Genomic DNA, 24,941 nt, shown 5'->3' with positions numbered 1-24,941 from the left:
GATGGGAGCACTCTTTGACCATCTGATCGCCGTTCCGATCCTGCTGCCGCTGCTCGCGGGCGCGCTGATGGTGATCGTCGACGACCGCAGGCGGCCGTTCAAGATCGCCGTGAACCTCGTGTCCACGCTGACGCTGCTGATCGTCGCGATTACGCTCCTCATGATCGCAGGCGGGATGACGGCGAGCGGGGATCCGGCGCGCACCAGCGTCTATCTCCTCGGCAACTGGCCGGCGCCCTTCGCGATCACGCTCGTGCTCGACCGGCTTTCGGCGCTGATGCTGGTGCTGACTTCGGTGCTGGCGGTGGCGGCGCTCATCTTCTCGCTCGCCCGCTGGCATCGGGCCGGGCCGCACTTCCACACGCTCTTCCAGTTCCTGCTGGTGGGCATCAACGGCGCCTTCCTCACCGGGGACCTCTTCAACCTCTTCGTCTTCTTCGAGGTAATGCTGGCGGCGTCCTACGGGCTCGTGCTGCACGGGTCGGGTACGGCGCGGGTGCGTGCAGGGCTGCACTATATCGCCATCAACCTCTCGGCCTCGCTCCTCTTCCTGATCGGGGTTGCGCTCATCTATGGGGTGACGGGCACGCTCAACATGGCCGACCTTGCCGCCCGCGTGGGCGATGCGAGCGCGGAGAACCGGGTGATCCTCGAAGCGGGCGCGGCGATTCTCGGGATCGCCTTCCTCGTCAAATCGGGCATGTGGCCGCTCGGCTTCTGGTTGCCGACGGCCTATACGGCAGCCGCGGCGCCGGTGGCGGCGATCTTTGCGATCATGAGCAAGGTCGGGGTCTATGTGGTCCTGCGGCTGTCGCTGCTGGTCTTCGGGCCCGAAGCGGGCGACTCCGCAGGGTTCGGCGCGCACTGGATCCTGGTGGGCGGCATGGTGACGATCGGCTTCGGCATGATCGGCGTGCTGGCCTCGCAGGGCCTGTCTCGGATCGCAGGCTACAGCGTTCTGGTCTCCTCCGGCACGCTTCTGGCGGTGATCGGCTATGGGACCGCGCCGGTGATCAGCGGGGCGCTTTATTATCTCGTGAGCTCAACGCTGACCATCAGCGCGTTCTTTCTCCTGATCGAGCTCGTCGAGCGGGCGCGCGATGCGGGCGCCGACGTGCTCGCGGTGACGATGGAAGCATTTGGCGAGGACGAGGCGGAGGACGCCGAAGAGGAGGTGGGGGTCACCATTCCCTTCACGCTTGCGGTGCTGGGGGCGAGCTTTGCCGGCATTGCGCTACTGCTCGCCGGCCTGCCGCCGCTTTCGGGCTTTCTTGCGAAATTCGCCATGATCCACGGCATGTTCAATCCCACAGGGCTCGGGGACGGGCTGCCGATCGGCGCCGGGACCTGGGTGCTGGTCGCGCTGCTGATCGTCTCGGGGCTCGCTGCGCTGATCGCGATGACGCGTTCGGGGATCAGCATTTTCTGGGCTTCGATCGAACGGACGGTGCCGAGCGTGCGCGTGATCGAGGTGCTGCCGGTGCTCGGGCTGCTCGGGCTCTGCCTCGCCATGACGCTGCAGGGCGGCGCGGTGATCCGCTACATGGACGAGACCGCGGCGAGCCTCAGCGAACCTGCCGGCTATATCGAGAGCGTGCTCACGGCCGAACGCGTGGCGCGTGCACCCTCGGGCACACCCGATCCGGCGCAAGGGGCAGACGAGGAAACGGAGGTGGCGCCATGAGGCGGCTCTTCCCCTTCCCGCTCCTGACGCTGGGCCTGCTTGGCATGTGGCTGCTGCTCAACCAGACGGTGGCGCTGGGGCATATCCTTCTGGGCGGCGCGGTTGCGACGGGCGCCGGGCTCGCGATGGCGGCGCTCAAACCGCAGAAGCCGAAGATCGGGAAACCCCTTGCGGTGCTGCGGCTGCTCGGCATCGTCGCGACGGACGTCATCCGGTCCAATTTCGCGGTGGCGGGAATCGCGATCCAGGGCAAGCGGAGAAAGCAGACCTCGGGCTTCATGACCGTGCCGATCGACATGCAGAACCGGTATGGGCTCGCGATCCTCTCGATCATCATGACGGCGACGCCGGGGACGGTCTGGCTCAATTTCGACGCGGGTAGCGGCCGGCTTCTCATTCACGTGCTCGACCTCAAGGACGAGCAGGCGTGGATCGACATCATCAAGAACCGCTACGAACGCCTGCTGATGGAGATTTTCCAATGAGCGCCACCATCATCATCTGGTCGGTGTCCATCGCGCAGATCCTTCTCGCGCTGGCCATGGTCGCGGCGACGCTGAGGCTCATCAAGGGACCGCGCGCACAGGACCGCGTGCTGGCGCTCGACACCTTCTACGTCAACGCCATGCTGATGATGCTGACCTTCGGCATCCGGACCGGGGGCGAACTCTATTTCGAGGCCGCGCTGATCATCGCGGTGCTGGGCTTTGTCGGCACGGTCGCGCTCGCCAAGTTCCTGATGCGCGGCGAGGTGATCGAATGATCGCGCCAGGGGACCTGCCGCTCTGGGCGGCGATCATCGTGGGAGCGCTGACGATCGGGGGAGCGGCCTTCACGCTGGTTGGTTCGTTCGGGCTCTGGAGACTGCGATCGTTCTATGACCGGGTCCATACGCCGACCCTCGGAACGAGCCTCGGCACGGTGCTGATCATCGTGGCATCGATGATCTGCTTTACGGTGCTCGAATCCCGCGTGATCCTGCAGGAATTGCTGATCTTCGTCTTCGTCAGCGTCACGACCCCTGTGACGTTGATGCTCCTCGCGCGCGCTGCCCTCTACCGCGATCGGGCCGAGGGGAACGCGTCGGTACCCCCGGCCGATCCTCAGCCGATCCTGAAGGCCCGCGAGGCAGAGCCGGATGCCTGACACCGCCCGCTGCGACAGGCTGGCGCAGGGCGATTTTATACGAACATTCCGCTGATCCAGCCGCCGCAGTGCTCCGTTGAAACCGGAGACGCGGCGGAGGCGGCGATGTATGCTCTATCCATGAGTGACGAAAGACAGAAGCCCGGCCCAAGCGGGCAGACGGAAGCCGACCCCGCCGCGTTGCTAGACCGCGTTGCGCGCGATCGTGACAAGGCGGCCCTGGCCGAACTCTTCGCGATTTTTGCGCCACGCATAAAGTCGATGATGATGAAACTGGGCGCTGATGCGGCCCTGGCCGAGGACCTTGCCCAGGAAACCCTGCTCTCGGTTTGGCGCAAGGCGCATCTCTATGTTGCCGGGCGCGGCGCCGTGGCGACGTGGATCTTCACCATTGCCCGCAACCTTCGGATCGACCAGCTGCGCCGGCAGTCGAACAAGCCTTATGTCGATCTCGAAAGCATCGAGATCGAATCCGACGCGCGCGGCGCACCGAGCCTTCTCGAGGAAAGCGAGATCGTTGACCGGGTGAGCCGAGCCATCGAAACCCTATCGCCCGAACAGAGGGAGGTCGTGCGCCTCAGCTTCGTGCACGAACTGCCCCATGCCGAGATCGCGGTTCGCGTCGGCATCCCTCTCGGAACCGTAAAATCACGCCTGCGGCTCGCCTATGACCGGCTGCGCCCCATGCTGGAGGACTTGCATTGACGATCGCCTTCCACCCCGACATCTCGACGCTCATGGCGTGGAGCGCCGGAACGCTCGATGAGCCGTTCGCGGTCGTGGTGTCCACACACATGGCCATGTGCGAAGCCTGCCGGGAGACGGCGAGGCGCACCGACCTCATCGGCGGAGCCCTGCTCAAGGCGGAAACGGCCGAGCCGATGAGCGATGGCGCGCTGGAGCGCCTGCTCGAAGCCGCAGACGACGAGCGCATAGACCTGCCCGAGCCTCGGGGAAGCGATAGCGTCGATCCGAGTGTGCCGCAACCGCTGGCCCGCTATCTGCCCGATGGGCTCGATGCCGTGAAATGGAAGTTTTCGGGGCCTGGCGTTGCAACCTGTGAATTGCCGACGGGGACCAATGCGAATGGCCGGCTGATGCTGCTGAGGGTGGGCGCCGGCAAGCGCGTGCCCGAGCATGGCCATGGCGGACAGGAGCTGACGCTGATTCTGCGCGGCGCCTATGGCGACAGGTTCGGACGGTTTGCCGCCGGCGACCTGGCTGACCATGACGAGGATGTCGAGCATCAGCCTATCGCCGAGCCCGGCGAAGACTGCATCTGTCTGGTGGCGGTGGACGCACGGCTCAATTTCCGCAGCCGGGTGATCCGGACGCTGCAACCGCTGTTCGGCTTTTAAGATGGCCCGGCGCCGCGCCTGGATCATCGGGGGCGGCTCCGGCGTCGGCGCCGAACTCGCCGTCATGCTCGCCGAGCGCGACTGGACCGTGGTGATCTCCGGCCGCCGGGAAGATCGGCTCGCCGAGGTTGCACGGCGTCGCGCAGGCATCTTCACCCGGCAACTCGACGTGACCGACCGGCAGGCCGTCGAGGCGGCAGTCAAAGGGCTGTTCGAGGATGGCGGCATCGACCTGCTGATCTATGGGGCAGCCGCCTGGCATCCCATGGATGTCGGCGACTACGATTTCGAAAAATTCAACGCCGTCGTCGATACCAATCTGCTCGGGGTCGTGCGGATGGTGGGCCCGGTCGCGGAGGCCATGAAGCGACAGGGGGGCGGGCAGATCGCCATTATCGCCTCGCTCGCAGGCTACCTCCCCCTGCCCCGCGCCGCCGCGTATGGGTCGACCAAGGCAGCGCTTATCCACCTCACCAAGGTGATGAAGACGGAACTGGCGCCGCACAACATCCAGATGCGGCTGATCAATCCCGGTTTCTTCAAATCCGAGCTCACCGCCAAGAATGATTTCCCGATGCCGTTCCTGCTCGAAACCGAGGAGGCGGCGCGGCGGATCGTCGATGGATTGCTCGAGAGCGATCGGTTCGAGATCGCCTTTCCGCGCCGCATGGCGTTGATCGTGGCGCTGTCCCGGCTGCTCCCCAACAGCGTGTTTCTGAGCATTGCCCGCAGGATGCTGCCGAAGGGCTGAGGGCTCCCTCAGGCCGGTCGCCGGTATTGGTAGATGCCGACGTCGATCGAGCCTTCGAGGAAGCCGGCCTCGCAATAGCTGAGGTAGTAGACCCATTTGCGCCTGAACGCCTCGTCATAGCCGAGCGGCGCTATGACCGGCCAGCGTTCGAGGAAGCGCTCGCGCCACAGCCGCAGCGTGCGCGCGTAGGACAGGCGGAAGTTCTCGACGTTTTCGAGCACGAGCCCGACCCGATCGGCCTGCTCGCGCATCGCAGTCTTGGTCAGCAGCATGCCACCGGGGAAGATGTAGCGCTGGATGAAGTCCGGCCCGCTGCGATAGTTGACGAAATCGGCTTCGTTGATGGTGATCGCCTGGATGGCCGCGGTGCCACCGGGCTTCAGCCGATCGTGCACGGCCTGAAAATAAGTCGGCCAATGCTCCTCGCCCACCGCCTCGATCATCTCGATCGAGCAGACATGGTCGAACTGACCCGCGGTGTCGCGATAGTCTTCAAAGGACAGGGTTCCGAGCACATCGAGGCCCTGGCTCCGGAGCCGCTCGGAGGCATATCTCAGCTGCTCGCGCGAAAGGGTGATGCCGTAGAGGTTCGCGCCATAGTCGCGGGTTACGGCTTCGGCAAAGCCGCCCCAGCCACAGCCGATTTCGAGCACCGAGGCGCCGCGCGTCACGCCCGCCATGTCGGCCACCCGGTGGTATTTGGCCCGCTGCGCCTCCTCCAGCGACTGATTGCCGGAGGTGAAGACGGCCGAGGAATAGGTCATCGAGCCGTCGAGCCACTGCCCGTAGAAATCGTTGCCGAGATCGTAATGCTCGGAGATGTTGGCCCGCGAACCCTCGCGCGTATTGGGACGCGACAGGTGGTAGGCCAGATCCTGCGCGGCCTTGCGGAAGATGCCGGGATTGGCGCGATCGAAAACGTCACGGTTCTGCAGGAAGAAGCGGAAGAGCGCAGTGAGGTCGTCGACCTCGACATCGCCGTTGATGTAGGCGGCGGCGAACCCGACCGTGCCGCGCCGCATGGCTTCCCTGATCACCCGAAAATCGCGCAGCCGGAGCACTGCGTGTTCCCCGGTGGTGGGGGTGCCGATGGTTCGGCTGCGTCCATTGGGGAAGATGACGGTGACAGCGCCGTGGCGGACCTTGCCGAGCATGCGCGCGCCCATCCACTCGACGAAGCGGGAGGCAAGGCGCGCAGCGAGGGTTCGCGCCTGCGGGTCCTGATCGGCTAAGCTCTTGTCCATCACACGCAACCTGAACTACCGAGCGGCAGGCCGGGCGCCTCTCTGGCGACGGCGGAGGCCGAGCGTCAGCGGTACGCCCTTAAGCCAGAGGCGCAACGCCTCCCAGTGAATGCCGAGCATCACTTTAGCCGTCATAAGTGGATATGCAAGCAGGAGTTTCAGCAGCTGCCGGTCGCTGAGGGGCGCGCGCTCGCCGCCGAAATAGGCGGTCATCAGGGGGCCTTCAGCGGTGGTGAGGGTGATGCCCATGAAGACATCGTCGCCGGGCGGCCTGATGGAAAACCGGTAGTCGCCCTCGAGCGTGTTGAAGGGTGAGACGTAGAAAGCCTTAGGCAGCGTGTGCTCGGTGCGCTCGCCAGCGCCCTCGATGCGGGCCTGGTAGAAATGGTGTTCGCCAAAGGTGTTGCGGACCTCGTAGAGGAGGAATGCCAGTCGCCCATCGGGATCTTCGGCAAAGTAGACGGTCAGCGGATTGAACGCGTACCCGAAGATGCGGGGATAGGCCAGCATGCGGATTCTGCCGAGCGCCGGGACCCCGGCGGCAGCCGCGCGCCTCCGCACGAAGGCCGCGAGCGAGGTGCCATCACGGGGGCCGAAATCGCGTGGCATGAGGGAGAAGGCGTTGAACCGGCCGACCGAGAAAAGCCGCAGGCTCCTGTCGAGCGTGTCCAGCCGGTCGAGATCGACGAGGAGCGAGAAGACCCGGTAGCGCAGGCTGTGGCGCCGGGGGCGGACACGCTTGTGCACCACGTCGCCGACATAGACGGCGCCGGCCGGCTCGGGGACTGTTACTCCGCCGCCCATATCGCCTGTTCACCCTCCGCCCAGTTATGCGCAACGCGCGCCCGGGCTTCGGCCACACGCCATGGCCGCGCCTGGGGCCCGATGCGCTCGGCAATTTCGAGGCCGGCCTGCAGACCGTCCTCGTGGAAACCATAGCCCATCCAGGCGCCGGCGAACCAGGTATTCTGCGTGCCCTGCACCTGCCAGAGCCGCGACTGCGCCGCGACCGCCCCCGCATCGAAGAGCGGGTGCTCATAGGCGATATCCTGCTGGACGGTGCCTTCGGCAAACTCACGGGTGGGATTGAGGGTGACGAAGATGTTGGTCGACGTCGGGAGCTTCTGGAGGCGGTTCATCCAGTAGGTGAGGCTCAGATCGTTCTTCTCCGGCTCCCCGGCGCGCAGATAGTTCCAGGACGACCAGAGCCGCTTGCGGCGGGGCATGAAACGCTGGTCGGTGTGGAGGACTGCCCGGTTCGGCGTGAAGCGGAAGGCAGAGAGGATTTCGCCCTCGGCCTCGCTCGGATCGCCGAGGAGCGCCAAAGCCTGATCGGCATGACAAGCGAGCACGACCTGATCGAAATGCTCGCGCTGCCCATCGGAGTGGAATATCTCCACGCCCTCGGCATGCCGGACGATGGAGACGATGTGGCAGCCGGCGCGGGTACCGAAACGGCGCTCGGAGAGGATGCGGTTGACGTAGTTGCGCGAGCCGCCCGTAACCGTGCGCCATTTGGGCCGATCATTGATCTGCAGCAGACCATGATTGGCAAAGAAGCGCACGAAGGTGCGGGCGGGAAAATCGAGCATGGTGCGCGCCGGCGTCGACCAGATGGCCGAGGACACGGGCAGGATATGGTCTTCGATGAACACGCGGGAGTAGTTGAAGTGCTCGAGGAACTCCCCGATGCTCATCTCGGCGGGCATCGCCTCGGCCTGCTGCTCGGCGGAGCGGAAAAAGCGCAGGATGTCCGAGACAAGCTGCCAGTGCTTCATGCGCACGATGTTGCGGCGCTGACCGAATAGCCCGTTGAGGTGCTCGCCCGAATACTCCATCCGCCCTTCTGCGACGGACACCGAGAAGCTCATGCTGGAGCGCTGGGTTTCCACCCCGAGGTGATCAAAGAATGCGGTGAGGTTGGGATAGTTCTTCTCGTTGTAGACGATGAAGCCCGTATCGACCGGAACAGAGCCTTCGGCGGTGCGGGCGAGCACGGTGTTGGAATGGCCACCGAGCCTGCCGGCCTTCTCAAAGAGCGTGACCTTGTGGGACCGTGAGAGCAGCCAGGCGGCGGAAAGCCCGCTGATGCCGGAACCGATGATGGCGATGTTAAGCGGCTGCATAAGGACCCGATAGCTCCAGATAATGTTTGAGGAGTACGGGCTTAGCTACGTCATGGATCAGGTCTTAGTTTCCCGGCCGGGCCAGATCCTGCAGGCGGAACTGCACTTCGGCGCGGCCCTGCCAGTGGTCGAGCCCGAGCATGCCGGCAAAATGCAGCGGTGTCTCCGCGCCATTCCCGAGCAGGGCGTCGCCCAGCGGCGTGCCGGCGGCGCGAAAGGCGATGGCCTTGAGACGCGCGCCATCTTCGGCGGTGAGCTGGAAGCGCACATGCCCGCCGGCGCCCACGATTTCGGCGAAGCGCGCGCGATGGGCGGGGAAGGCGAAGACGGGGGTCGAATTGCCGGACCCGAAGGGCCCCGCGCGCTCGATCTCGCGGACGAAATCGGCAGTCGCGCCGCGGGCGGACATCGCCGCATCGATACGCAGCGCCGTTGCGGCACGGGCGGCCGCGATGGACGGCGCGAGCCGGTCGGTGACGTGGGCGCGGAAGGCATTGAGCTCGCCGGGCCTGACAGTAACGCCGGCAGCCATGGCGTGGCCGCCGCCCTTGGCAATCAGCCCGGTCTCCACCGCCTCGATGACGGCCCGCCCGAGATCGACGCCGGGCATGGAGCGACCAGAGCCGGTGCCGGTGCCATCGAGCCCGAGGGCAATGGCGAAGGCCGGCCGGTCGAAGCGCTCGCGCAGGCGGGCGGCGACGAGCCCGACAATGCCCGGATGCCATTTGGCTGATGCCAGAACCAGGACAGGCGGGCCCTCCCCCTCGCCGATCTCGGCTTCTGCGGCTGCCATGGCCTCTTCGAGCGCTTCGACCTCGATCCGCTGGCGCTCGGTATTGAGCGCGTCGAGCTGGGCGGCGATGACGAAGGCTTCGTGCTCGTCCTCGAGCGAAAGCAACCGCGCGCCGAGGGCGGCATTACCGATGCGGCCGCCCGCATTGATGCGCGGACCGACGAGGAAGCCCAGGTGATAGCACGACAGCGGCCCGGAGATGCGGGCAGCGAGCGCAAGGGCCGAGATGCCTGGATTTCGGCCCGAACGTGCCGCCTCGAGGCCGCGTTGAACGAAGGCGCGGTTCAGCCCCTTCAGTGGCACCACATCGCATACCGTGGCGAGGGCGACGAGATCGAGGAGCGCCATGAGATCGGGCAGGCTCTGCACCCGCCCTCGCAGCAGCCGGTTGACCGCCACGAGGACCATGAAGGCCACGCCAGCCGCGCAGAGATACTGGAGGCCGGAAATGTCGTCTGCCCTGTTCGGGTTGACGAGCGCATTGGCCGGCGGCAGGTCGTGATCGGACAGATGATGGTCGATGACGAGGACGTCGCAGCCCTTCGCGCGGGCATGGGCTATGGGAGCATCGCTCGTCGTGCCGCAGTCGAGTGTGACGATCAGCGTGGCGCCCCCGGCGATGAGCGTGTCCATCGCCGCGACGTTAGGGCCATACCCCTCGAAAATCCGGTCCGGGATGTGGACCTGCGGTACGAGGCCGAAATGGCGGAGGTATCTCACCATCAGCGCGCATGAGGATGCGCCATCGACGTCGTAGTCGCCGAAGAGCGCGATCTGTTCGCCCCTAAGGATTGCCGAAGCGAGGCGCTCGGCGAGCGCGTCCATGCCCGAAAGCGTCGAGGGGTCGGGCATCAGCGCCCTTACGGTCGGCTGAAGGAAATCTTCCGCCTCGTCGAGACCGACGCCCCGGCCAGCAAGGATGCGGGCGAGAATCTCCGAGATCTGCGAGCGCTGGGCGATGGCGGCGGCCATGCGCGCGCCACCGCCATCGAGCCTGTCCACCCAGGTGCGGCCGGAAAGGGATTTTGCGACGTTGAGGAAGGGGCGCTGCGGCTCGGTCATCGGCGCGACCTAAGCGGAAAAGCCGGGCGCGGTCGAGCGGTCGATGCAGGTTATCCGCAGCGGACCGCTCCTTTCGCCCCGCACGCCGGTTCGCCGACGTGCTGCCCCATCAGAGCGTCTCGATGCGGATCAGCTGCGGCTCGCCGACGATGAAGCCATCGAGCGCAATCTGCGCCAGGGTTTCGCGCACGGTCGCCTCCATCGTCGACTGGGTCAGCAGCACGACGGTGCGCGTCTGGGTGTTGTCGGCGGCAGGATCGGTAACGCGGAGGTCCGGGCGCTGGATGACGCTTTCGAGCGAGATGCCGCGCTCGCCCATGCGCGACGCGATGGCCGCGAGCGCGCCGGGCACGTCCTTGAGGTTGAGCCTGATGTAGTAGCCGCCCTCATGCTCACGCATCGGCGCCTGCACATAGGGCGTGAGCTCGGCGCTCGGCACACCGAGCGGCGGCACCTTGGTGCCACGGGCGATATCGAGGATATCGGAGAGGACCGAAGATGCCGTCGGCGGACCGCCCGCCCCCGGACCGGCCAGCAGCAGCTCATGGACATGGTCGGTTTCAAGGGCGACAGCGTTCAGCACGCCATCGACCCCGGCGATGGCGCTGCTCTTGGGCACGAGCGTGGGGTGAACGCGCTGCTCGATGCCATCGGCAGATCGGCGGGCGAGGCCCAGAAGCTTGATCTTGTAGCCGAGATCGCCGGCAACCTTGATGTCGGCCTGGCTGATGCGGGTGATGCCTTCAACGAAGATCTCGTCGGGCGCGATCTCGCAGCCAAAGCAGAGGCTGGCCAGAATGGCCAATTTGTGCGCCGTGTCGTAGCCTTCGACATCGAAAGTGGGATCCGCCTCGGCATAGCCCAGCGCCTGCGCGTCCTTGAGGCATTCAGCAAACGAGATGCCTTCATTGCCCATGCGGGTCAGGATGTAATTGCAGGTGCCGTTCATGATGCCGTAGACGCGCGCGATGCTGGCGCTGCCCAGGCCTTCGCGAAGGGTCTTGATGACTGGGATGCCGCCCGCCACGGCGGCCTCGAAGCCAAGCTGGGTGCCGGCCTCCTCGGCAAGACGCGCGAGCGCCACACCATGCCGGGCGAGCAGCGCCTTGTTGGCCGTGACCACTGGGCGCCCGATCTCGAGCGCAGCCTTCACCGCAGCGAGCGCCGGACCATCCTCGCCGCCGATGAGCTCGACGAAGAGATCAATGTCGTCCGACTTGGCGAGAGCAACCGGATCGTCGAACCAGGTCACCCCCGAGAGGTCGATCTTCCGGTCGCGCGAACGCGAGCGCGCGCAGACTGCGGTAACTTCGATCTGCCGGCCGAGCTTGCGGGTGAGTTCGACGCCGTCCTTCTGCAGGATGCGCACGAGGGTTGCGCCGACATTGCCGAGACCGGCGACGCCGATGCGCAGCGGGGTCAGTTCCACCGGCTCGGAAAACTCCTGCATCGCGCGGCTGATCCGGGCACGCGTTTCGCTGCGCGGCTCGCGGCCTTCGCGCAGGTCGAAGACGAAAAGGGGATCACCCGCAATGGTGCGGCCGAACCGGGTCGGGGTCCAGCCACGTGCGCTGATGAAGGCTTCGACGGACTGGCGGAAGGATTGAATGTCGCTCATGGCAGCGAGGTTCTATAGGAATTCGCCTGCACGTCAATAGGAGTTGAGTTCGGGTCGGTCAGCCCCGCGTGTCTTCCTCGTTGGCGGGACGGTTCCGGCAGCCCGGCGGGGGGCATGGACCACCGGGACAAGCCCGGTGGTGACGGTGGGGAGGGATCGGATTGTACGGGGTTGGCAGTGCCGAAGGGAAGCGAGGGCACGTACCGCCGAACAACTCACCATGCCCTAAAGCCTCGTCATTGCCGGGCTTGTCCTGGCAATCCAGTGCGCGGGGCATGGACCACCGGGACGAGCCCGGCGGTGACGGTGGGGAGAGATGGGTCTGCGATCCGCCGATGCCGAGTCGGTCTGAGTACTATTTACCAGCGGCGAGCGGCACCACGTTGCCCTGGTCGCCCGTCGAGAGGAACTTCTTGATGTTGCGCGCGGCCTGGCGGATGCGCTGTTCGTTCTCGACGAGCGCAAGACGCACATACTGGTCGCCATATTCGCCAAAGCCCACACCGGGAGCGACGGCGACGCCGGTTTCCTGGATGAGGAGCTTGGCGAATTCGAGCGAACCGAGATGGGCGAACTGATCCGGGATCGGTGCCCATGCAAACATTGTGGCGGCAGGCGACGGGATGGCCCAGCCCGAGCGCGCAAAACTCTCGACCATGATGTCGCGCCGGACACGATAGATCTGGCGGACCTCCTCGATCACGTCGTCCGACCCGTTGAGCGCGGAGGCGGCGGCGACCTGGATGGGGGTGAAGGCGCCATAGTCGAGGTAGGACTTCACCCGGGTCAGCGCCGCGATCAGGCGCTCATTGCCGACGGCGAAGCCGACGCGCCAGCCGGGCATGGAATAGGTCTTGGACATGGAGGTGAACTCCACCGTGATGTCCATGGCGCCGGGCACCTGCAGCACGGAGGGGGGCAGGTTGTCGTCGAAATAGATCTCCGAATAGGCGAGATCGGAGAGGATGAAGATGTCGTTGGCCCGGCAGTACTTCACCACTTCGGTGTAGAAATCGAGGTCCGCGACATAGGCCGTGGGGTTGGCCGGGTAGTTTAGGATGAGCGCGATCGGCTTGGGGATCGAGTGCCGGACCGCCCGGTCGAGAGCACGCATGAAATCGGCATTGGGATCGGCCGGCATGGAACGCACGACGCCGCCCGACATGATGAAGCCGAAGGCGTGGATCGGGTAGGTCGGGTTGGGGCAGAGCACGACATCGCCCGGCGCGGTGATCGCCTGGGCCATGTTGGCAAAGCCTTCCTTGGATCCGAGGGTCGCCACAACCTGGGTGTCGGGGTTGAGCTTCACCCCGAAGCGGCGCCCGTAATAGGAGGCCTGGGCCTTGCGCAGGCCGGGAATGCCGCGCGAAGACGAATAGCGGTGGGTCCGCGGGTTCTTCACCGTGTCCTTGAGCTTTTCCACGATGTGCTCGGGCGTCGGCAGGTCCGGATTGCCCATGCCCAGATCGATGATGTCGACCCCGGCGGCGCGTGCCTTGGCCTTGATGGGGTTGATGTGCTCGAACACATAGGGCGGGAGACGGCGAATGCGGTGGAAGTCTTCGGTCATCGTGATCCTCGACGGGTCGACTTGCGGACCCTCAAAAGCCGGCATGCAGGCGTTCGCCGCATCCGGTGGTGAGAACAGCAATCCGCGAATGTCGCGGAATTATGGTCTGGGAGTGGTTAACGGCCCATTGGAGCCCGAGGCTTGCCGATTTCGCTCTTCCCGGCCGCGCTGCGGCTTATGGGAAGAGCGGAAGAGCCTCGAGGGCCGTCGTTTCGGCAAAGCCGAAGGCCACGTTGAAGTTCTGGATCGCCTGACCGGCGCTGCCCTTGACCAGATTGTCGATCGCACCGACCACGATGGCGCGGCCCGGGATGCGGTCGTCGAAGACGTTGATGAGCGCGTGATTCGAACCGCGCACATGGCCGGTCGCGGGCATTTCCGACCTGCCGGCAATGCGGATGAAGGGCTCGTCGGCATAGGCGGCAGCGAGAATATCGCGCAGTTCGGCCGCGTTCCTCGCCGAGCCGAGCCGGACATGGGCGGTGATGAGTTCGCCACGGCTCATCGGAATGAGGTGGGGCGTGAAGTTGACAACGACTTCGGCGCCGGCGGCCTTGCCGATCTCCTGCTCGATCTCGGGGCCATGCCGGTGGCTACCGATCGAATAGGGCGATAGGCTCTCGCCGGCTTCGGCAAAGAGCGTGTTCTGCTTGAGACCCCTGCCCGCGCCGGTGATACCGGACTTGGCATCGATGATCATGTCCTCGGTCGAGATCGCGCCGGCGCCGACGAGCGGTAGCAGGGCGAGGAGCACGGCCGTGGGATAGCAGCCCGGGCAGGCGATGATCGGTGCGGTACGGATCGCATCGCGATTGTGCTCTGTAAGGCCATAGGCGGCCTTCTTCTGCCATTCGGGCGAAACGTGCGGCGCGCCGTACCATTTGGCGTAGGTCTCGACGTCGCGCAGGCGATAGTCGGCAGACATGTCGATGATGCGCGTCTTCGGGGAGGCCTCGAGAATCTCCACGATGATCTTCTGGCTCGCGCCATGGGGCAGGCCGCAGAAGACGACGTCGACATCGGTCCACTCGACCGCCTCATTGGTCACGAGGTCGGGCAGTTTCGCGCTCGAAAGATGCGGGAAGACCGAGGACATCGGCTTGCCCGCATGGGTGTTGGCGGTCAGCGCGACAAAATCGAGGCCGGGATGAAGCACGCCCAGACGCAGCAGGTCGGCACCGGTGTATCCGGATGCGCCTAGCAGTGCGGCTTTGACCTTGGCGGGCATGGCTCTTGCTCTACTCTTGCCCTCGTCGAACGAGGTTTGATAGGGAAGCGGGCGTTGGATGGCCGTTCTACTTGCGGTGCCTCCGCTTGTAAATGGCCCCATCGGCTCCGATGGCGCGGCCGAGGAACACGAGGTCAGCATGGCACGACGGATCGCGATGGCCACTATCGGCACGCAGGGCGACGTGCAGCCCTATGTGGCGGTGGCACTCGAGCTGCAGGCGCGCGGTCATGAGGTGGTGCTGGGTGCGCCTGACGATTTCGCCGATTTCGTTAAAGGCTACGGGATCGCCTTTGCCAGCCTCGGGAGCAACATCCAGGAGTTCATCAGCCAATCCTCCTTCCAGAATGCGATGTCTCGAAGCGCGCTGCTGAACGCGCCGACGCTGCTGGCCGAGGGCCAGCGCATCGTCGATACCGCGACCCGCGCGGCCTGGGAGATGAGCCAGGGCGCGGACGGGCTCCTGCTCAACATGAACACGAGCTTCGGGGTCGACATCGCCGAGGCGCTCGGAATTCCCGCCATCATGGCGGCACCGCAGCCGCTGAACACGACGAGCGAATTTCCGCTCTGCGCCTATTCGGGGCCGTCGCTGGGGAGCCTCTTCAACCGGCTCAGCTATCGGGCGATGAGCGTTCAGCAGCTCTACTACAATTTGCCGCGCAACCGTCTGCGGCGCGAGGTGATGGGCCTGCCTCCCCGGCGGCATGGCGGCTTCTTCCGCGACACGGACGGCTCGCCGCTGACGACGCTCTACAGCTACTCGGCTCATGTCGCGCCCCGCCCCGCGGACTGGCCCGACAGCGCGATCATCACCGGCTACTGGCGGCTCGAGGACAGGACGGGCTGGGCCCCCTCCCCCGAATTTGAGGCCTTTCTCGCGGCGGGACCCAGGCCCGTTTACATTGGTTTCGGTTCGATGCCGTTCGGTGCCGAGCGCAATACCGAGATCCTGCGCGAGGCGGTGGCACTCTGGGGTGGTCGGGCGGTGGTGGCGCGGGGCTGGGGCGGCATCAATCCCGATCATCTGCCCGGCGACATCTTCGCCATCGAAAAGGCCCCGCACGACAAGCTGTTCGCCCATGTGGCGGCAGTGGTCCACCATGGCGGGGCCGGCACGACGTCGGCCGGCCTCTATCTGGGGCGCCCGACCTTCGTCGTGCCGCAGACCGTCGACCAGCCCTTCTGGGGGCGACGCGTGCATGCGCTGGGGTGCGGGCCGGAGCCGGTAAGGCTCCGCAAGCTGACGCCTGAGGTGCTGGCGCGCGCGCTCGAAGATCTTTCGACCAATGGCGACTACGCCAAGGCCGCCGCAGCGGTCGCGGCAAAGCTCAACGCCGAGAACGGGCCCGCACGCGCCGCTGAAATCATCGAAGCCCGCATCGCCGAAGGTCGCCGGGGACCGGTCAGGGCTTCACGCTGATCTGCGGCAGATAGCGGCGGAACTGGGCTGCGCTTTCGGCCCAGGTGAAGCCCTCGGCATAGCGGCGGCAGTATTCGCGCGGGATTTGAAGCGCAGCGCGCGCGGCAGCACCGAGATCTTCGCTCAAGACGCCCGCCCCCGAGTTGCCGACCACATCCAGCGGCCCCGGCACCGGATAGGCGGCCACGGGCGTGCCGGAAGCGAGGGCTTCGAGCAGCACGAGGCCGAAGGTGTCCGTGCGGCTGGGAAAGACAAAGCAGTCGGCGCTCGCATAGAGCGTTGCGAGCGCCTCGCCAGTCCGGGCGCCAGTGAAGACGGCACGGGGATAGTGCGCCATCAGCGTCTTGCGGGATGGCCCCTCGCCGACGACGAGCTTGGTGCCCGGCAGGTCGAGGCGAAGAAAGGCCTCGATGTTCTTTTCGACCGATACCCGCCCGACATAGAGAAACCATGGCCGTGGCCAGGCGCCCTCAGGCAGGGTCTCCTTGCGCTTTGCCGGATCGTAGAGGTGCGTGTCGACCCCGCGCGACCAGAGCACGACATTGCGAAAGCCATGGGCAACCAGCCTCTCGGCGATCGAGCGGGTCGGCACGAGACAGTATCGGGCCGGCTCGTGAAAACGGCGCAGATAGTCATAGGTGAAGCGCACCGGCACCGGCACGCGGGCGCGGAGATATTCTGGAAACTGGGTGTGGTAGGATGTGGCGAAGGGCACGCCCCGCTTCATGCAGTAACGGCGCGCGATGAAGCCAAGCGGGCCTTCGGTTGCAATGTGGATGGCGTCGGGCGCAAGCCGGTCGATCATCGCGAAGACGCGCCGACGCGTGGTGATCGAGAGGCGGATTTCGCCATAGCCCGGCATGGGCACGGTGTTGAATTCGAGCGGCGTCAGGAAATGGACCTTCAGCCCATCGGCTTCCAGCACCTCGCTGACGCGCTCGAGCGAGCGGACGACACCGTTGATCTGCGGCTTCCACGCATCGGTGACGATCAGCACGGATTTCAACGGACGCCCCCTCGCATCTAGTGACCCGATACCCGGGGCCAGCATCGGGGCATGCGCGACGGCTTACAAGGCGCCACATAAAAAAAGGGCCGGAAGAACCGGCCCTTTGAAGACTGTATGAAGGCGCGATCAGCGCTTCGAGAACTGGAAGGACCGGCGAGCCTTGGCCCGGCCGTACTTCTTGCGCTCGACAACGCGGCTGTCGCGGGTGAGGAAACCGCCGGCCTTGAGCACGCTGCGCAGCTCGGGCTCGAAATAGGTGAGCGCCTTGGAGATGCCGTGGCGAACCGCACCGGCCTGACCGGAGAGACCACCGCCGGAGACCGTGGCGATCACGTCATACTGGCCATTGCGCGAAGCCGCGACGATCGGCTGCTGCAGGATCATCTGGAGCACGGGACGCGCGAAGAAGGCGTCGTAATCCTTGCCGTTGACGGTGATCTTGCCGTTGCCCGGCTTGATCCAGACGCGGGCGATCGCGTTCTTGCGCTTGCCGGTAGCGTAGGCGCGGCCTTCATTGTCCAGCTTCTGGACATGCACGGGCGCGTCATTGGCGGCAGTGGCGACCGAGGCGTTGCCCAGGTCCTCGAGGGAGTTGATGGTCTCGGCCATTAGTTGACCCTCACATTCTTCTTGTTGAACGAGGCGACGTCCAGCTTGACGGGCTGCTGGGCCTCGTGGGGATGATCCTCGCCGGCATAAACCTTGAGGTTCTTGAGCTGGGCGCGGCTCAGCGGGCCACCGGGAAGCATGCGGCGCACGGCGTTCTCGAGCACACGCTCGGGGAAGCGACCCTCGAGCAGCTGGCGCTGGGTACGGTCCTTGATGCCGCCGGGATGGCCGGTGTGCCAGTAGAAGCGGCGCTGATCCAGCTTGCGGCCGGTGAGCTGCACCTTGTCCGCATTGATCACGATGACATTGTCACCCATGTCCATGTGCGGGGTGAAGGTCGGCAGGTGCTTGCCGCGCAGACGCATGGCGATGATGGAAGCGACGCGGCCGACAACCAGATCCTTGGCGTCGATCAGGACCCACTTCTTGTCGATCTCGCCCGGCTTGGCCGAGTAGGTGCTCATTGGTCTTGTCCTTGATTCAGTCGAGATGCGACCCGCGCCCGATGGACGGGGCCGGTCATTGGTGGGGGCGAATACAGCTTCGCCGACCCCTCGTCAAGCGCCATGATAAAGTGGTGCGAAAACAACGCCTTACAATTGCGGTATAATATTACCGCCTGACAAGACGTTGGCAGCGCTCGCTCAGGGCGTGTGGAGAGCGAGAAGTGCCGGGCGCGGGTCGGCGACGCCGGCTGTTGCGAGGTCATCGTCGATCCCGCCATGGGTCGCAACCCAGATCGGGACGGCGCGGGCAAGCGTCTCGCGGCCACTATCCGTCAGCGACAGGCGACGGCCGCGTCGATCGGAAGGATCGACGCCGACGATGATGAACCCCTGGCGCTGCAGCGGCTTGAGATTGGCCGTCAGCGTCGTCCGATCCATTGCGAGCAGGCTTGCGACCGCGCCGAGCGTCGGAGGCTCGGGCCGGTTGAGCGACATGAGGAGCGAAAACTGGCCGCTGGTTAGCCCGACAGGCTTCAGCGCCTCGTCGAATCGCCGGGCGAGCGCCCTCGCCGCACGCTGGACCGCGAGGCAGAGGCAATGGTCGCGGACATGAATCGTGGTCTCGTAGGGAACGGGAGCGTTTGACATGCTATTTTTATGTTGATATCAACGTATTTTGTCAAGGATGCAGGGAGATAACGAATGGGTTATGTGGAAGGATTCATCGTGGCCGTGCCCGCCGCGAACAAGGCGCTCTACAAGCAGTTCACCGAGATGGTGTCGCCGGCCTTTCGCGAGCATGGCGCGACACGCATGGTGGAAACCTGGGGCGATGACGTGCCCGAGGGAGAGATCACCGATTTCAGGCGCGCGGTGAATGCCAAGGAGGACGAGGTCGTCCTGTTCTCGTGGATCGAATTCCCGTCCCGTGCGGAGCGAGACGTCTGCAATGCCTTTCTGATGAGCGAGGAAAACACCTCTCCCATGGGCGACATGCCCTTCGATGGGCAGCGCATGGTTCTGGGCGGCTTCGAAACGATCATCGATGAATCGGTTGGCGGCAAGCCCGGCTATGTCGATGGCTCGGTGGTGCCGGTGCCCGTGGCCAACAAGCAGGCTTACATCGACGTGACCCGACGCCTCGGCAAGGTTCTGATGGAAGCGGGCGCACTCAGGGTAGTGGATGCCTGGGGCGATGACGTACCCGACGGCAAGGTCACCGATTTCCGGCGCGCCGTGAAGGCCAAGGACGATGAAACGGTGGTGTTCACCTGGATCGAATGGGCCTCGAAGGCCGCGCGCGACGCGGGCTGGGAAAAGGCGATCGCCGATCCGCGCCTGCATGAGGAGTCGCCCTTCGACGACTCCCGCAGGATCAATGGCGGCTTCGTGCCCCTGGTCGATCTCTAGGCCGACCTGACGTTGCCGGTCAGGCCTTCTGCCGGCCGGGCATCATGTCGGCGATATAGGCGACGGTCATGCCGGCGAGCATGAAGGCAAGGACCTGGTGGCCGAGCGCCAGCGAGATCGGCACCGCGGCGAGGAGCGTTGCGATGCCGAGGCCCACCTGGGCGATGACGAGGAGCGAGATGCGGGGCAGCCAGCCATGGACGCCATCGAGGCCCCCTGCCCGCGCCTGGCGCCACAGCATGAAGATCAGATAGGCGACGATGAAATACGCCATCATGCGGTGGATGAACTGCACGGTGAGGGCATTTTCGAAGACATTTCGCCAGAGCGGCTCCATGGCACCGAGCCCGCCCGGGATCAGCGCGCCATCCATGAGTGGCCAGGTGTTGTAGCCCATGCCGGCGTCGAGGCCCGCGACGAACGCCCCCATGGCGATCTGCAGGATGAGCAGGACCAATAGCCCGAGGGTCAGCCAACGTGGTCGGCCCGGTTGCACCATTGTGCCCGCATGAGGCTCGAGACGCCGCGCGACCCAGATGAGCGCGATCAGCAGGAGCGATGCCGCGGTCAGGTGTGCGGCGAGCCGGTACTGAGATACCGAGGTCAGTTCGGTGAGGCCGGACGAGACCATCCACCAGCCCAGCACGCCCTGGAATCCACCGAGCAGGAAGAGACCGGTGAGCGGAGCGGCGAGATCGCGGCTGAAGCGCTTCTGAACGAGGAAAATGACAAAGGGGATGGCAAAGGCGAAGCCGAGCACGCGCCCCAGGAAGCGGTGCGCCCACTCCCACCAGAAGATGTACTTGAAATCGTCCAGCGTCATCCAGTGATTGAGGACGGTGTATTGCGGGATCTGCTTATAGGCTTCGAACTCCGCCTCCCAGTCCGCTTGGCTCAAGGGCGGCAGCGTGCCCGAGATCGGGCGCCAGCTGGTGATGGAGAGCCCTGACTCGGTCAGTCGCGTTGCGCCGCCGACCACGACCATGAGCAGCACGAGTGCCGCCATGACGTAAAGCCAGATCCGGACAGGACGCAGGCGATCTTCCCGCGATGCGAATGCGTAGGAGGACGAGGTGTCGATGCTTGCCATGATAGCCGTTCCGCTGATGCGGCCCGAGTGGTAATGGCTGGCCCCCGGTGTTGGCAACTGCACTGGTGACGCAGGCAAGATGGAGAGCCCATGACGCAAAGTACGCGAAAGCTGATCGGAACGCTGCTGACGGTCTTTTCTCTGATCGTCTATTCGATCCTCGCCGTGATCGTCTACGAGGCTTTCCTCATGGACCAGGTCTGGTGGGTGCTGATCCTCTTCTTTGCGATTGCAGGGCTCGGCTGGGTGTTTCCGGCCATGGCGATCATCCGCTGGATGGCGCGGCCCGACTGAGCCTCAGCCGGGCATGCGCGAAAAGAGCGCGCCCGTCGCGAAGACGTCGACATAGCGCGGGGCCTGGAAGAGGCCGTTGAGCGACACGCGCGGCAGGGCGTGCAGGCTCTGCAGGTGGCGGGGATAGAGCCCGCCGGGCAGCGTCGTGACCGCCGAACGGAGCCCGAGTTCCTCGGCGATCCGGTATTCCCTCTGCCCGGCCGACGCCTTGCCCCCGATCGGATAGGAAAGATGGGTCGGCGCGACACCGAACTGCGCCTCGATCACGCGTACGGATTGCGTGATCTCACTGCGGACCTGCGCCGGCGGCAACTTGCTCAGCTCGTAATGATGGACGGTATGCGCGCCGATGGTGCAGAGGGGATCGCGGGCGAAGGCCGCAAGCTCGGACCAGTCCATCACGAGGCTGCGGCAATGGGCGGCCAGATCGAGCCCATACTGATCGGCCAGTAGCGCCATCAGGGCCACCCGCTCGGGCTCGGGCGTGGTGCGCATGCGCCGATAGAGCGCTCTGAACGCCGCCTCCTTCTCAGCCGTGGTCGTCGTGGGCAGATAGTTGGTCTCGTCATCCTCGGGGACTGCAATCGCTTCGCGCTCGGCGATGATGTCCTCCAGCGCCTGCCACCAGACGACGCCCGTGCCGTCGACGAAGGCGGTCGGCACGTAGAGGGTGAAGGGCGCGCGGTGGCGCCGCAAAACGGGCAGCGCGAATTTCAGATTATCGCGATAGGCGTCGTCGAAGGTGAGGACGACGAAGGGTCGACCCCGCTCCGGCGCCGCAAGGCGCGTGAGCGCTTCGTCGAGCGAGACGATGTCCACCCCCAACCGCCTGAAGCGCTTAAGCGCAGCGTCGAGGAAGGACGGCGTCACCTGCAGGATGGCGTTGGGCGCGAAATCGGCAGGCAGTTCGGGCAGGACCCGATGGAGGGTGAGGATCACACCGCGGCAGGACGAAAAACGCCGCACGAGCGCGGGGATCCGGGAGAGCGCCAGCGCCTCGAACCCCAGGCGGATCGCGCCATAGCGGAGCGCCGACACCGGCCCGGCTCAGGCGACGCGGGCGCGCCGCGCCGGCGGGCAGACGAGTTGTGCGGCCTCGAAGCCGAGCGAGGCTGCATCGTCGAGCGCCGCCTCGATCCGGGCATCGGGCATGTCTTCTGCGATGACGAGGACCAGCCGGCAGTCGAGCCCCGTAAAGAGCGGCAGGGTAGAGGCCATCCCGATCCGACCGGTGGCGACGAGCACAACCTCATAGACGTCGGTCAGGGCCTCGACCAGCGTCGCCGCCTTCATGGAGCGCCGGTCGACCGCACGCTGGCGGCCCCAGGGCACTTCTCCCAGCGCCTCGTTGGCGCCCTTGTGGATCACGTCCCCGAAGCTCGCGCGTTCATTGGTGAGATCGGTGAGACCGGCCTCCTCGGACGCTTCTGCGCTCGCTGCGTCGATGGTGGCGACGGAAAGCCCGCGCTGCAGCGTCTGGTTGACGAGCGAGCGGCTGACCTCAAGGGCATCGGCAGCGCCGGTGAGCGAAGCGAGAACGACCACCCTTACCCGTCCGAGCGCGATATCGGCGGCGAGATTGCCGAGCTCGTTGCGGCTGGCATGGGCGAGATTGGTGCGCGCTGGTGAACCGACCGGGCTTGCGGCCGCAACGGCCGCGGCGGGTTCAGGGGTGGGTTCCAGCGCCGGCTCGGGCTCCGGCTCCGGCTCCGCGGCAGCTTCGAGAAAACCCGCATCGCCCTCGTCCTCTAGGTCGGTCGTAGCGGGAAGGGTCTGCGAGATGGTCTCGGCCCCCTCCTTGCCGGTATCGAGGCCTGCCCAGTGCCGGGTCATTTCGGCGCCCAGCGCGTTGGCCTCTTCGGGCGACAGCCCATCGGCAACGATCGGAGCCGGGAGATCGGCATCCACCGGGCCGACAGCGGCGGGAACGATGGCCACTGACTCAGCGTCGAACTCGGTCCTCACCTCGCGCAGGGCACGTCCGCTCATCAGCTCGCCAAAGAGCACGGCGCCGATCTGGACGGCGAGCGCGACGAACGCGACGGCGCCGAGGATCATGCCCGTGCGCGGCGAGGCAGGGCTCGAGGAAGGCGCGGCCTCGGTGACGAGCCGAACGTCGGGGACGACCGAACCGGTATCGGTGCGGCTCGCGGCATCGCGATAGCGGGCGAGATAGGTCTCGAGGAGGTCGCTCTGCGCCCGCGCCTCCCGCTCCAGCTCGGCTAGCCGTACCGTGTCCTGGCTGGCCGTCGAGGCGCTGATCTTGGCGGTCGCGAGATCCTCCCGAAGCGACGCCTCGAGCGTTTCCTCGATGCGGGCCTCGGCTTCGAGCGCGGCAGCGACGCGGCGCCCCTCCTCGGCGATCTGGACCTCGATCTCCCCGATCTGCGCAAAAAGCGCACGTACCGTGGGATGGTTCGGCAGGAGGGTCGCAGAGCGCTGCGCGAGTTCGCCCTGAAGGGCGGCCTTGGACTGGGAGAGCTGCTGGATCACGACCGAATCGCGAACAGCAGGGACGCCATCGATCGGCTGGCCAGACTGGATGAGGCCGCGGATGAGCTGCGCCCGCGACAGCGCGGTATTCTTGCGCTCCTGGGCAGCGGTGATCTGCGCTGCGATTTCGGAGAGCTGCTGGTCGAGCAGGCTCGTATTATTGGCGCCCGAAAAGAGGTCGTTCTCGATCCGATAATTGGCGACTGCCGTTTCAGCCTCGCTGACACGGGTGCGCAGGGCGGCGATCTCGCGCTCGAGCCACGCGGTCGCATCGGCGGTGTCGGAGAGGGAAAGGCCGGCACGGCGCTCGACATGCGTGCGCGCGATGGCATTGGCGATGTCCGCCGCCAGGACCGGGCTTTCGGATCGGACGTATACGTTGATCACGGCGGAGTCGCGCTGGCGGATGACCGTCAGCCGATCGTTGAGATTACGCAGGACCGTCGCGTCGAGACTGCGCTCTTCGGGCGCACGGCCGAGGAGCCCGAGGATCAGCGATATGGGCGAAGCACTGGCGCCGGTGAATTCGGGCACGGAGCGAAGATCGAGATCCTCGATCACTGCCATCAGGGTGTCGCGGGAACGGATGAGCTCGATCTGGCTCGACATCAGCGCGTCCGCCCCTGCGCCCTGCGCCTGCGGCGCAGTTTCCGACGGCGAGCGCGTGAAGACGGTCGTCCGATCACCGACGAGCAGGCTCGCCGAAGATTCGTATAGGCGTGGCACGAACATCAGCAGTGAATAGGCGATCACCATCAGCATGGCGGTGACAAAGAGGATGCGCGCCGCCCTGTGCAGCAGCGCCCTCAGCAGAGACGGCATGTCGATGCGCAGGTCCTGCTCGCGCGGCGCAGAATCGGTCATGGTCGTCCCCGTTCGTATCGGCCGCACTATCGGGGTGACGTGGTAAGCAATCGGTTAAGACGTGACGCAGATCGGGAAAGCACGGCCGACGCTTAAGGGGAATGTTAACCATGAGCGGCCAGAGTGCAGGCGAATTGTCCTACGGTGGAATCGCCATGCGCTGGCTGCGAATGCTTGGTCTCGTCATCACCCTGTCGGCGCTCGCCGGTTGTGCGATGAACACGCGTCCGGCGACCTATCTGGTCGAGACCTCGGGCCCCTACCGGCTCGATACGGGTGATACTGTGCGCGTCACCGTCTATGACGACGAAGCGCTCAATGCCGAATACCGCATCGACGACGCCGGCGCGATCGCGTTCCCGCTCGTCGGGGCGATCCCGGTTCGCGGCGTCACGACCGAAACGGCTTCACGCCGCATCGCCGCGGCACTCGCCAACGGGTTCCTGCGCAACCCCAATGTCGCGGTGGAAGTGGCCGAATATCGCCCGTTCTTCATTCAGGGCGCAGTCGGCACCAGCGGGCAGTTCGCTTATGTCTACGGAATGACGGTGCGGGCAGCGATCAGCGTCGCCGGAGGCTTCAGCGACACCGCCGACCGCAGCCAGGCGCTCCTCTACCGGCGGCAGGGCTCTGAAATGGCGAAGGGCAGCGTGGACCTCGACTTCCCGCTCCAGCCTGGCGATACGGTCGTGGTGCTGGAGCGCTGGCTCTGAGCCACGCTGT

The 24,941-nt window shown here is 65.6% G+C and carries 25 protein-coding genes; 11 read left to right on the top strand and 14 right to left on the bottom strand.

The annotated features are described in order from the left end of the window. Nucleotide 1 precedes the first annotated feature (1 nt). The 7 genes from EMQ25_RS05335 to EMQ25_RS05305 all read left to right on the top strand — a co-directional run bounded on the left by EMQ25_RS05335 (nt 2) and on the right by EMQ25_RS05305 (nt 4,939). The gene (locus EMQ25_RS05335; protein WP_127187536.1) at nt 2-1,684 is read left to right on the top strand and encodes a monovalent cation/H+ antiporter subunit D; all 1,683 of its coding nucleotides are present in this window, start codon (nt 2-4) and stop codon (nt 1,682-1,684) included. After that, entirely contained in the window at nt 1,681-2,169 is a 489-nt protein-coding gene (locus EMQ25_RS05330; RefSeq protein ID WP_127187535.1) for a Na+/H+ antiporter subunit E, read from the top strand. The genes EMQ25_RS05335 and EMQ25_RS05330 overlap by 4 nt, the downstream gene beginning before the upstream one ends. Further along, nucleotides 2,166-2,447 (top strand): K+/H+ antiporter subunit F, encoded by a 282-nt coding sequence (locus EMQ25_RS05325; protein WP_127187534.1) that lies wholly within the window; start codon nt 2,166-2,168, stop codon nt 2,445-2,447. The genes EMQ25_RS05330 and EMQ25_RS05325 overlap by 4 nt, the downstream gene beginning before the upstream one ends. Continuing rightward, complete coding sequence (gene mnhG / locus EMQ25_RS05320) at nt 2,444-2,830, top strand: monovalent cation/H(+) antiporter subunit G (protein WP_127187533.1); 387 nt, start codon at nt 2,444-2,446, stop codon at nt 2,828-2,830. The genes EMQ25_RS05325 and mnhG overlap by 4 nt, the downstream gene beginning before the upstream one ends. Before the next feature lie 120 nt (nt 2,831-2,950). Continuing rightward, the gene (locus EMQ25_RS05315; RefSeq protein WP_127187532.1) at nt 2,951-3,535 is read left to right on the top strand and encodes a sigma-70 family RNA polymerase sigma factor; all 585 of its coding nucleotides are present in this window, start codon (nt 2,951-2,953) and stop codon (nt 3,533-3,535) included. Beyond that, nucleotides 3,532-4,188, top strand: coding sequence for a ChrR family anti-sigma-E factor (locus tag EMQ25_RS05310; RefSeq protein WP_127187531.1), 657 nt, complete (start codon nt 3,532-3,534; stop codon nt 4,186-4,188). The genes EMQ25_RS05315 and EMQ25_RS05310 overlap by 4 nt, the downstream gene beginning before the upstream one ends. Nucleotide 4,189: 1 nt before the next feature. Beyond that, nucleotides 4,190-4,939 carry an SDR family NAD(P)-dependent oxidoreductase gene (locus tag EMQ25_RS05305; RefSeq protein WP_127187530.1) on the top strand — a complete coding sequence of 250 codons (750 nt, stop codon included), beginning with the start codon at nt 4,190-4,192 and terminating at the stop codon, nt 4,937-4,939. An 8-nt stretch (nt 4,940-4,947) separates the two neighbouring features. Here EMQ25_RS05305 and EMQ25_RS05300 read toward each other — a convergent pair whose 3' ends face one another. The 7 genes from EMQ25_RS05300 to argC all read right to left on the bottom strand — a co-directional run bounded on the left by EMQ25_RS05300 (nt 4,948) and on the right by argC (nt 14,580). Next, nucleotides 4,948-6,183 carry an SAM-dependent methyltransferase gene (locus EMQ25_RS05300; protein ID WP_127187529.1) on the bottom strand — a complete coding sequence of 412 codons (1,236 nt, stop codon included), beginning with the start codon at nt 6,181-6,183 and terminating at the stop codon, nt 4,948-4,950. 15 nt (nt 6,184-6,198) lie between these two features. Next, a complete protein-coding gene (locus EMQ25_RS05295; RefSeq protein ID WP_127187528.1) occupies nt 6,199-6,987 on the bottom strand; it encodes a DUF1365 domain-containing protein in 789 nt (262 codons plus the stop codon). Continuing rightward, nucleotides 6,972-8,309, bottom strand: a complete 1,338-nt coding sequence (locus EMQ25_RS05290) for an NAD(P)/FAD-dependent oxidoreductase (RefSeq protein ID WP_127187527.1) — start codon at nt 8,307-8,309, stop codon at nt 6,972-6,974. Before EMQ25_RS05290 ends, EMQ25_RS05295 begins: the two co-directional genes overlap by 16 nt. 64 nt (nt 8,310-8,373) lie before the next feature. After that, complete coding sequence (gene recJ / locus EMQ25_RS05285) at nt 8,374-10,164, bottom strand: single-stranded-DNA-specific exonuclease RecJ (RefSeq protein ID WP_127187526.1); 1,791 nt, start codon at nt 10,162-10,164, stop codon at nt 8,374-8,376. A 109-nt stretch (nt 10,165-10,273) separates the two neighbouring features. Continuing rightward, entirely contained in the window at nt 10,274-11,614 is a 1,341-nt protein-coding gene (locus tag EMQ25_RS05280; RefSeq protein WP_244606525.1) for a homoserine dehydrogenase, read from the bottom strand. 523 nt (nt 11,615-12,137) lie between these two features. After that, nucleotides 12,138-13,352, bottom strand: coding sequence for an LL-diaminopimelate aminotransferase (locus EMQ25_RS05275; RefSeq protein ID WP_127187524.1), 1,215 nt, complete (start codon nt 13,350-13,352; stop codon nt 12,138-12,140). A 175-nt stretch (nt 13,353-13,527) separates the two neighbouring features. Next, on the bottom strand, nt 13,528-14,580 hold the full coding sequence (gene argC / locus EMQ25_RS05270) for an N-acetyl-gamma-glutamyl-phosphate reductase (RefSeq protein WP_127187523.1): 1,053 nt from the start codon (nt 14,578-14,580) through the stop codon (nt 13,528-13,530). A gap of 58 nt (nt 14,581-14,638) precedes the next feature. On the opposite strand from argC, the gene EMQ25_RS05265 reads away from it, so the two are divergent. Continuing rightward, a complete protein-coding gene (locus tag EMQ25_RS05265) occupies nt 14,639-16,003 on the top strand; it encodes a glycosyltransferase (protein WP_127187522.1) in 1,365 nt (454 codons plus the stop codon). Here EMQ25_RS05265 and EMQ25_RS05260 read toward each other — a convergent pair. The 4 genes from EMQ25_RS05260 to EMQ25_RS05245 all read right to left on the bottom strand — a co-directional run bounded on the left by EMQ25_RS05260 (nt 15,987) and on the right by EMQ25_RS05245 (nt 18,715). Further along, entirely contained in the window at nt 15,987-17,000 is a 1,014-nt protein-coding gene (locus EMQ25_RS05260; RefSeq protein WP_244606524.1) for a glycosyltransferase family 4 protein, read from the bottom strand. The genes EMQ25_RS05265 and EMQ25_RS05260 overlap by 17 nt on opposite strands. Nucleotides 17,001-17,138: 138 nt before the next feature. Further along, nucleotides 17,139-17,621: a 30S ribosomal protein S9 gene (gene rpsI, locus EMQ25_RS05255; protein WP_127187520.1), complete on the bottom strand. Its 483-nt coding sequence runs from the start codon at nt 17,619-17,621 to the stop codon at nt 17,139-17,141. Further along, nucleotides 17,621-18,085 carry a 50S ribosomal protein L13 gene (rplM, locus tag EMQ25_RS05250; protein ID WP_127187519.1) on the bottom strand — a complete coding sequence of 155 codons (465 nt, stop codon included), beginning with the start codon at nt 18,083-18,085 and terminating at the stop codon, nt 17,621-17,623. Before rplM ends, rpsI begins: the two co-directional genes overlap by 1 nt. A gap of 180 nt (nt 18,086-18,265) precedes the next feature. Continuing rightward, nucleotides 18,266-18,715 (bottom strand): MarR family winged helix-turn-helix transcriptional regulator, encoded by a 450-nt coding sequence (locus EMQ25_RS05245; protein ID WP_127187518.1) that lies wholly within the window; start codon nt 18,713-18,715, stop codon nt 18,266-18,268. A 54-nt stretch (nt 18,716-18,769) separates the two neighbouring features. Here EMQ25_RS05245 and EMQ25_RS05240 point away from each other — a divergent pair, with 54 nt between their 5' ends. Next, entirely contained in the window at nt 18,770-19,477 is a 708-nt protein-coding gene (locus EMQ25_RS05240) for a DUF1428 domain-containing protein (protein WP_127187517.1), read from the top strand. Nucleotides 19,478-19,496: 19 nt separating this feature from the next. Here the strand turns inward: EMQ25_RS05240 and EMQ25_RS05235 are convergent, their stop codons facing one another. Beyond that, nucleotides 19,497-20,567: a COX15/CtaA family protein gene (locus EMQ25_RS05235; RefSeq protein WP_127187516.1), complete on the bottom strand. Its 1,071-nt coding sequence runs from the start codon at nt 20,565-20,567 to the stop codon at nt 19,497-19,499. 90 nt (nt 20,568-20,657) lie between these two features. Between EMQ25_RS05235 and EMQ25_RS05230 the strand changes: the two genes are divergently transcribed. Next, nucleotides 20,658-20,861 carry a DUF2842 domain-containing protein gene (locus EMQ25_RS05230; protein WP_127187515.1) on the top strand — a complete coding sequence of 68 codons (204 nt, stop codon included), beginning with the start codon at nt 20,658-20,660 and terminating at the stop codon, nt 20,859-20,861. Between the two features lie 3 nt (nt 20,862-20,864). Here the strand turns inward: EMQ25_RS05230 and EMQ25_RS05225 are convergent, their stop codons facing one another. Both EMQ25_RS05225 and EMQ25_RS05220 read right to left on the bottom strand, forming a co-directional pair. Continuing rightward, entirely contained in the window at nt 20,865-21,899 is a 1,035-nt protein-coding gene (locus EMQ25_RS05225; RefSeq protein ID WP_127187514.1) for a polysaccharide deacetylase family protein, read from the bottom strand. 9 nt (nt 21,900-21,908) lie between these two features. Next, on the bottom strand, nt 21,909-24,218 hold the full coding sequence (locus EMQ25_RS05220) for a GumC family protein (protein WP_127187513.1): 2,310 nt from the start codon (nt 24,216-24,218) through the stop codon (nt 21,909-21,911). A gap of 110 nt (nt 24,219-24,328) precedes the next feature. On the opposite strand from EMQ25_RS05220, the gene EMQ25_RS05215 reads away from it, so the two are divergent. Then, the gene (locus EMQ25_RS05215; RefSeq protein ID WP_158625963.1) at nt 24,329-24,931 is read left to right on the top strand and encodes a polysaccharide biosynthesis/export family protein; all 603 of its coding nucleotides are present in this window, start codon (nt 24,329-24,331) and stop codon (nt 24,929-24,931) included. Nucleotides 24,932-24,941: the final 10 nt, after the last annotated feature.

The organism is Arsenicitalea aurantiaca (genome assembly GCF_003994485.1).
GTDB lineage: Bacteria > Pseudomonadota > Alphaproteobacteria > Rhizobiales > Devosiaceae > Arsenicitalea > Arsenicitalea aurantiaca.
The sequence above is the reverse complement of the archived record's forward strand: the minus strand, read 5'-3'. Positions and strand labels throughout refer to the sequence as shown.

Bases quoted from the DNA above. Each gene is read 5' to 3' on its own strand.
- EMQ25_RS05295 (WP_127187528.1), bottom strand. From the start codon at position 6,987: ATGGGCGGCGGAGTAACAGTCCCCGAGCCGGCCGGCGCCGTCTATGTC.
- EMQ25_RS05325 (WP_127187534.1), top strand. From the start codon at position 2,166: ATGAGCGCCACCATCATCATCTGGTCGGTGTCCATCGCGCAGATCCTT.
- EMQ25_RS05230 (WP_127187515.1), top strand. From the start codon at position 20,658: ATGACGCAAAGTACGCGAAAGCTGATCGGAACGCTGCTGACGGTCTTT.
- argC (WP_127187523.1), bottom strand. From the start codon at position 14,580: ATGCCCGCCAAGGTCAAAGCCGCACTGCTAGGCGCATCCGGATACACC.
- EMQ25_RS05305 (WP_127187530.1), top strand. From the start codon at position 4,190: ATGGCCCGGCGCCGCGCCTGGATCATCGGGGGCGGCTCCGGCGTCGGC.
- EMQ25_RS05335 (WP_127187536.1), top strand. From the start codon at position 2: ATGGGAGCACTCTTTGACCATCTGATCGCCGTTCCGATCCTGCTGCCG.
- EMQ25_RS05240 (WP_127187517.1), top strand. From the start codon at position 18,770: ATGGGTTATGTGGAAGGATTCATCGTGGCCGTGCCCGCCGCGAACAAG.
- rpsI (WP_127187520.1), bottom strand. From the start codon at position 17,621: ATGGCCGAGACCATCAACTCCCTCGAGGACCTGGGCAACGCCTCGGTC.
- EMQ25_RS05265 (WP_127187522.1), top strand. From the start codon at position 14,639: ATGGCCGTTCTACTTGCGGTGCCTCCGCTTGTAAATGGCCCCATCGGC.
- EMQ25_RS05315 (WP_127187532.1), top strand. From the start codon at position 2,951: ATGAGTGACGAAAGACAGAAGCCCGGCCCAAGCGGGCAGACGGAAGCC.
- EMQ25_RS05330 (WP_127187535.1), top strand. From the start codon at position 1,681: ATGAGGCGGCTCTTCCCCTTCCCGCTCCTGACGCTGGGCCTGCTTGGC.
- EMQ25_RS05220 (WP_127187513.1), bottom strand. From the start codon at position 24,218: ATGACCGATTCTGCGCCGCGCGAGCAGGACCTGCGCATCGACATGCCG.
- mnhG (WP_127187533.1), top strand. From the start codon at position 2,444: ATGATCGCGCCAGGGGACCTGCCGCTCTGGGCGGCGATCATCGTGGGA.
- EMQ25_RS05300 (WP_127187529.1), bottom strand. From the start codon at position 6,183: ATGGACAAGAGCTTAGCCGATCAGGACCCGCAGGCGCGAACCCTCGCT.
- EMQ25_RS05290 (WP_127187527.1), bottom strand. From the start codon at position 8,309: ATGCAGCCGCTTAACATCGCCATCATCGGTTCCGGCATCAGCGGGCTT.
- recJ (WP_127187526.1), bottom strand. From the start codon at position 10,164: ATGACCGAGCCGCAGCGCCCCTTCCTCAACGTCGCAAAATCCCTTTCC.
- EMQ25_RS05235 (WP_127187516.1), bottom strand. From the start codon at position 20,567: ATGGCAAGCATCGACACCTCGTCCTCCTACGCATTCGCATCGCGGGAA.
- rplM (WP_127187519.1), bottom strand. From the start codon at position 18,085: ATGAGCACCTACTCGGCCAAGCCGGGCGAGATCGACAAGAAGTGGGTC.
- EMQ25_RS05245 (WP_127187518.1), bottom strand. From the start codon at position 18,715: ATGTCAAACGCTCCCGTTCCCTACGAGACCACGATTCATGTCCGCGAC.
- EMQ25_RS05215 (WP_158625963.1), top strand. From the start codon at position 24,329: ATGAGCGGCCAGAGTGCAGGCGAATTGTCCTACGGTGGAATCGCCATG.
- EMQ25_RS05280 (WP_244606525.1), bottom strand. From the start codon at position 11,614: ATGCAGGAGTTTTCCGAGCCGGTGGAACTGACCCCGCTGCGCATCGGC.
- EMQ25_RS05275 (WP_127187524.1), bottom strand. From the start codon at position 13,352: ATGACCGAAGACTTCCACCGCATTCGCCGTCTCCCGCCCTATGTGTTC.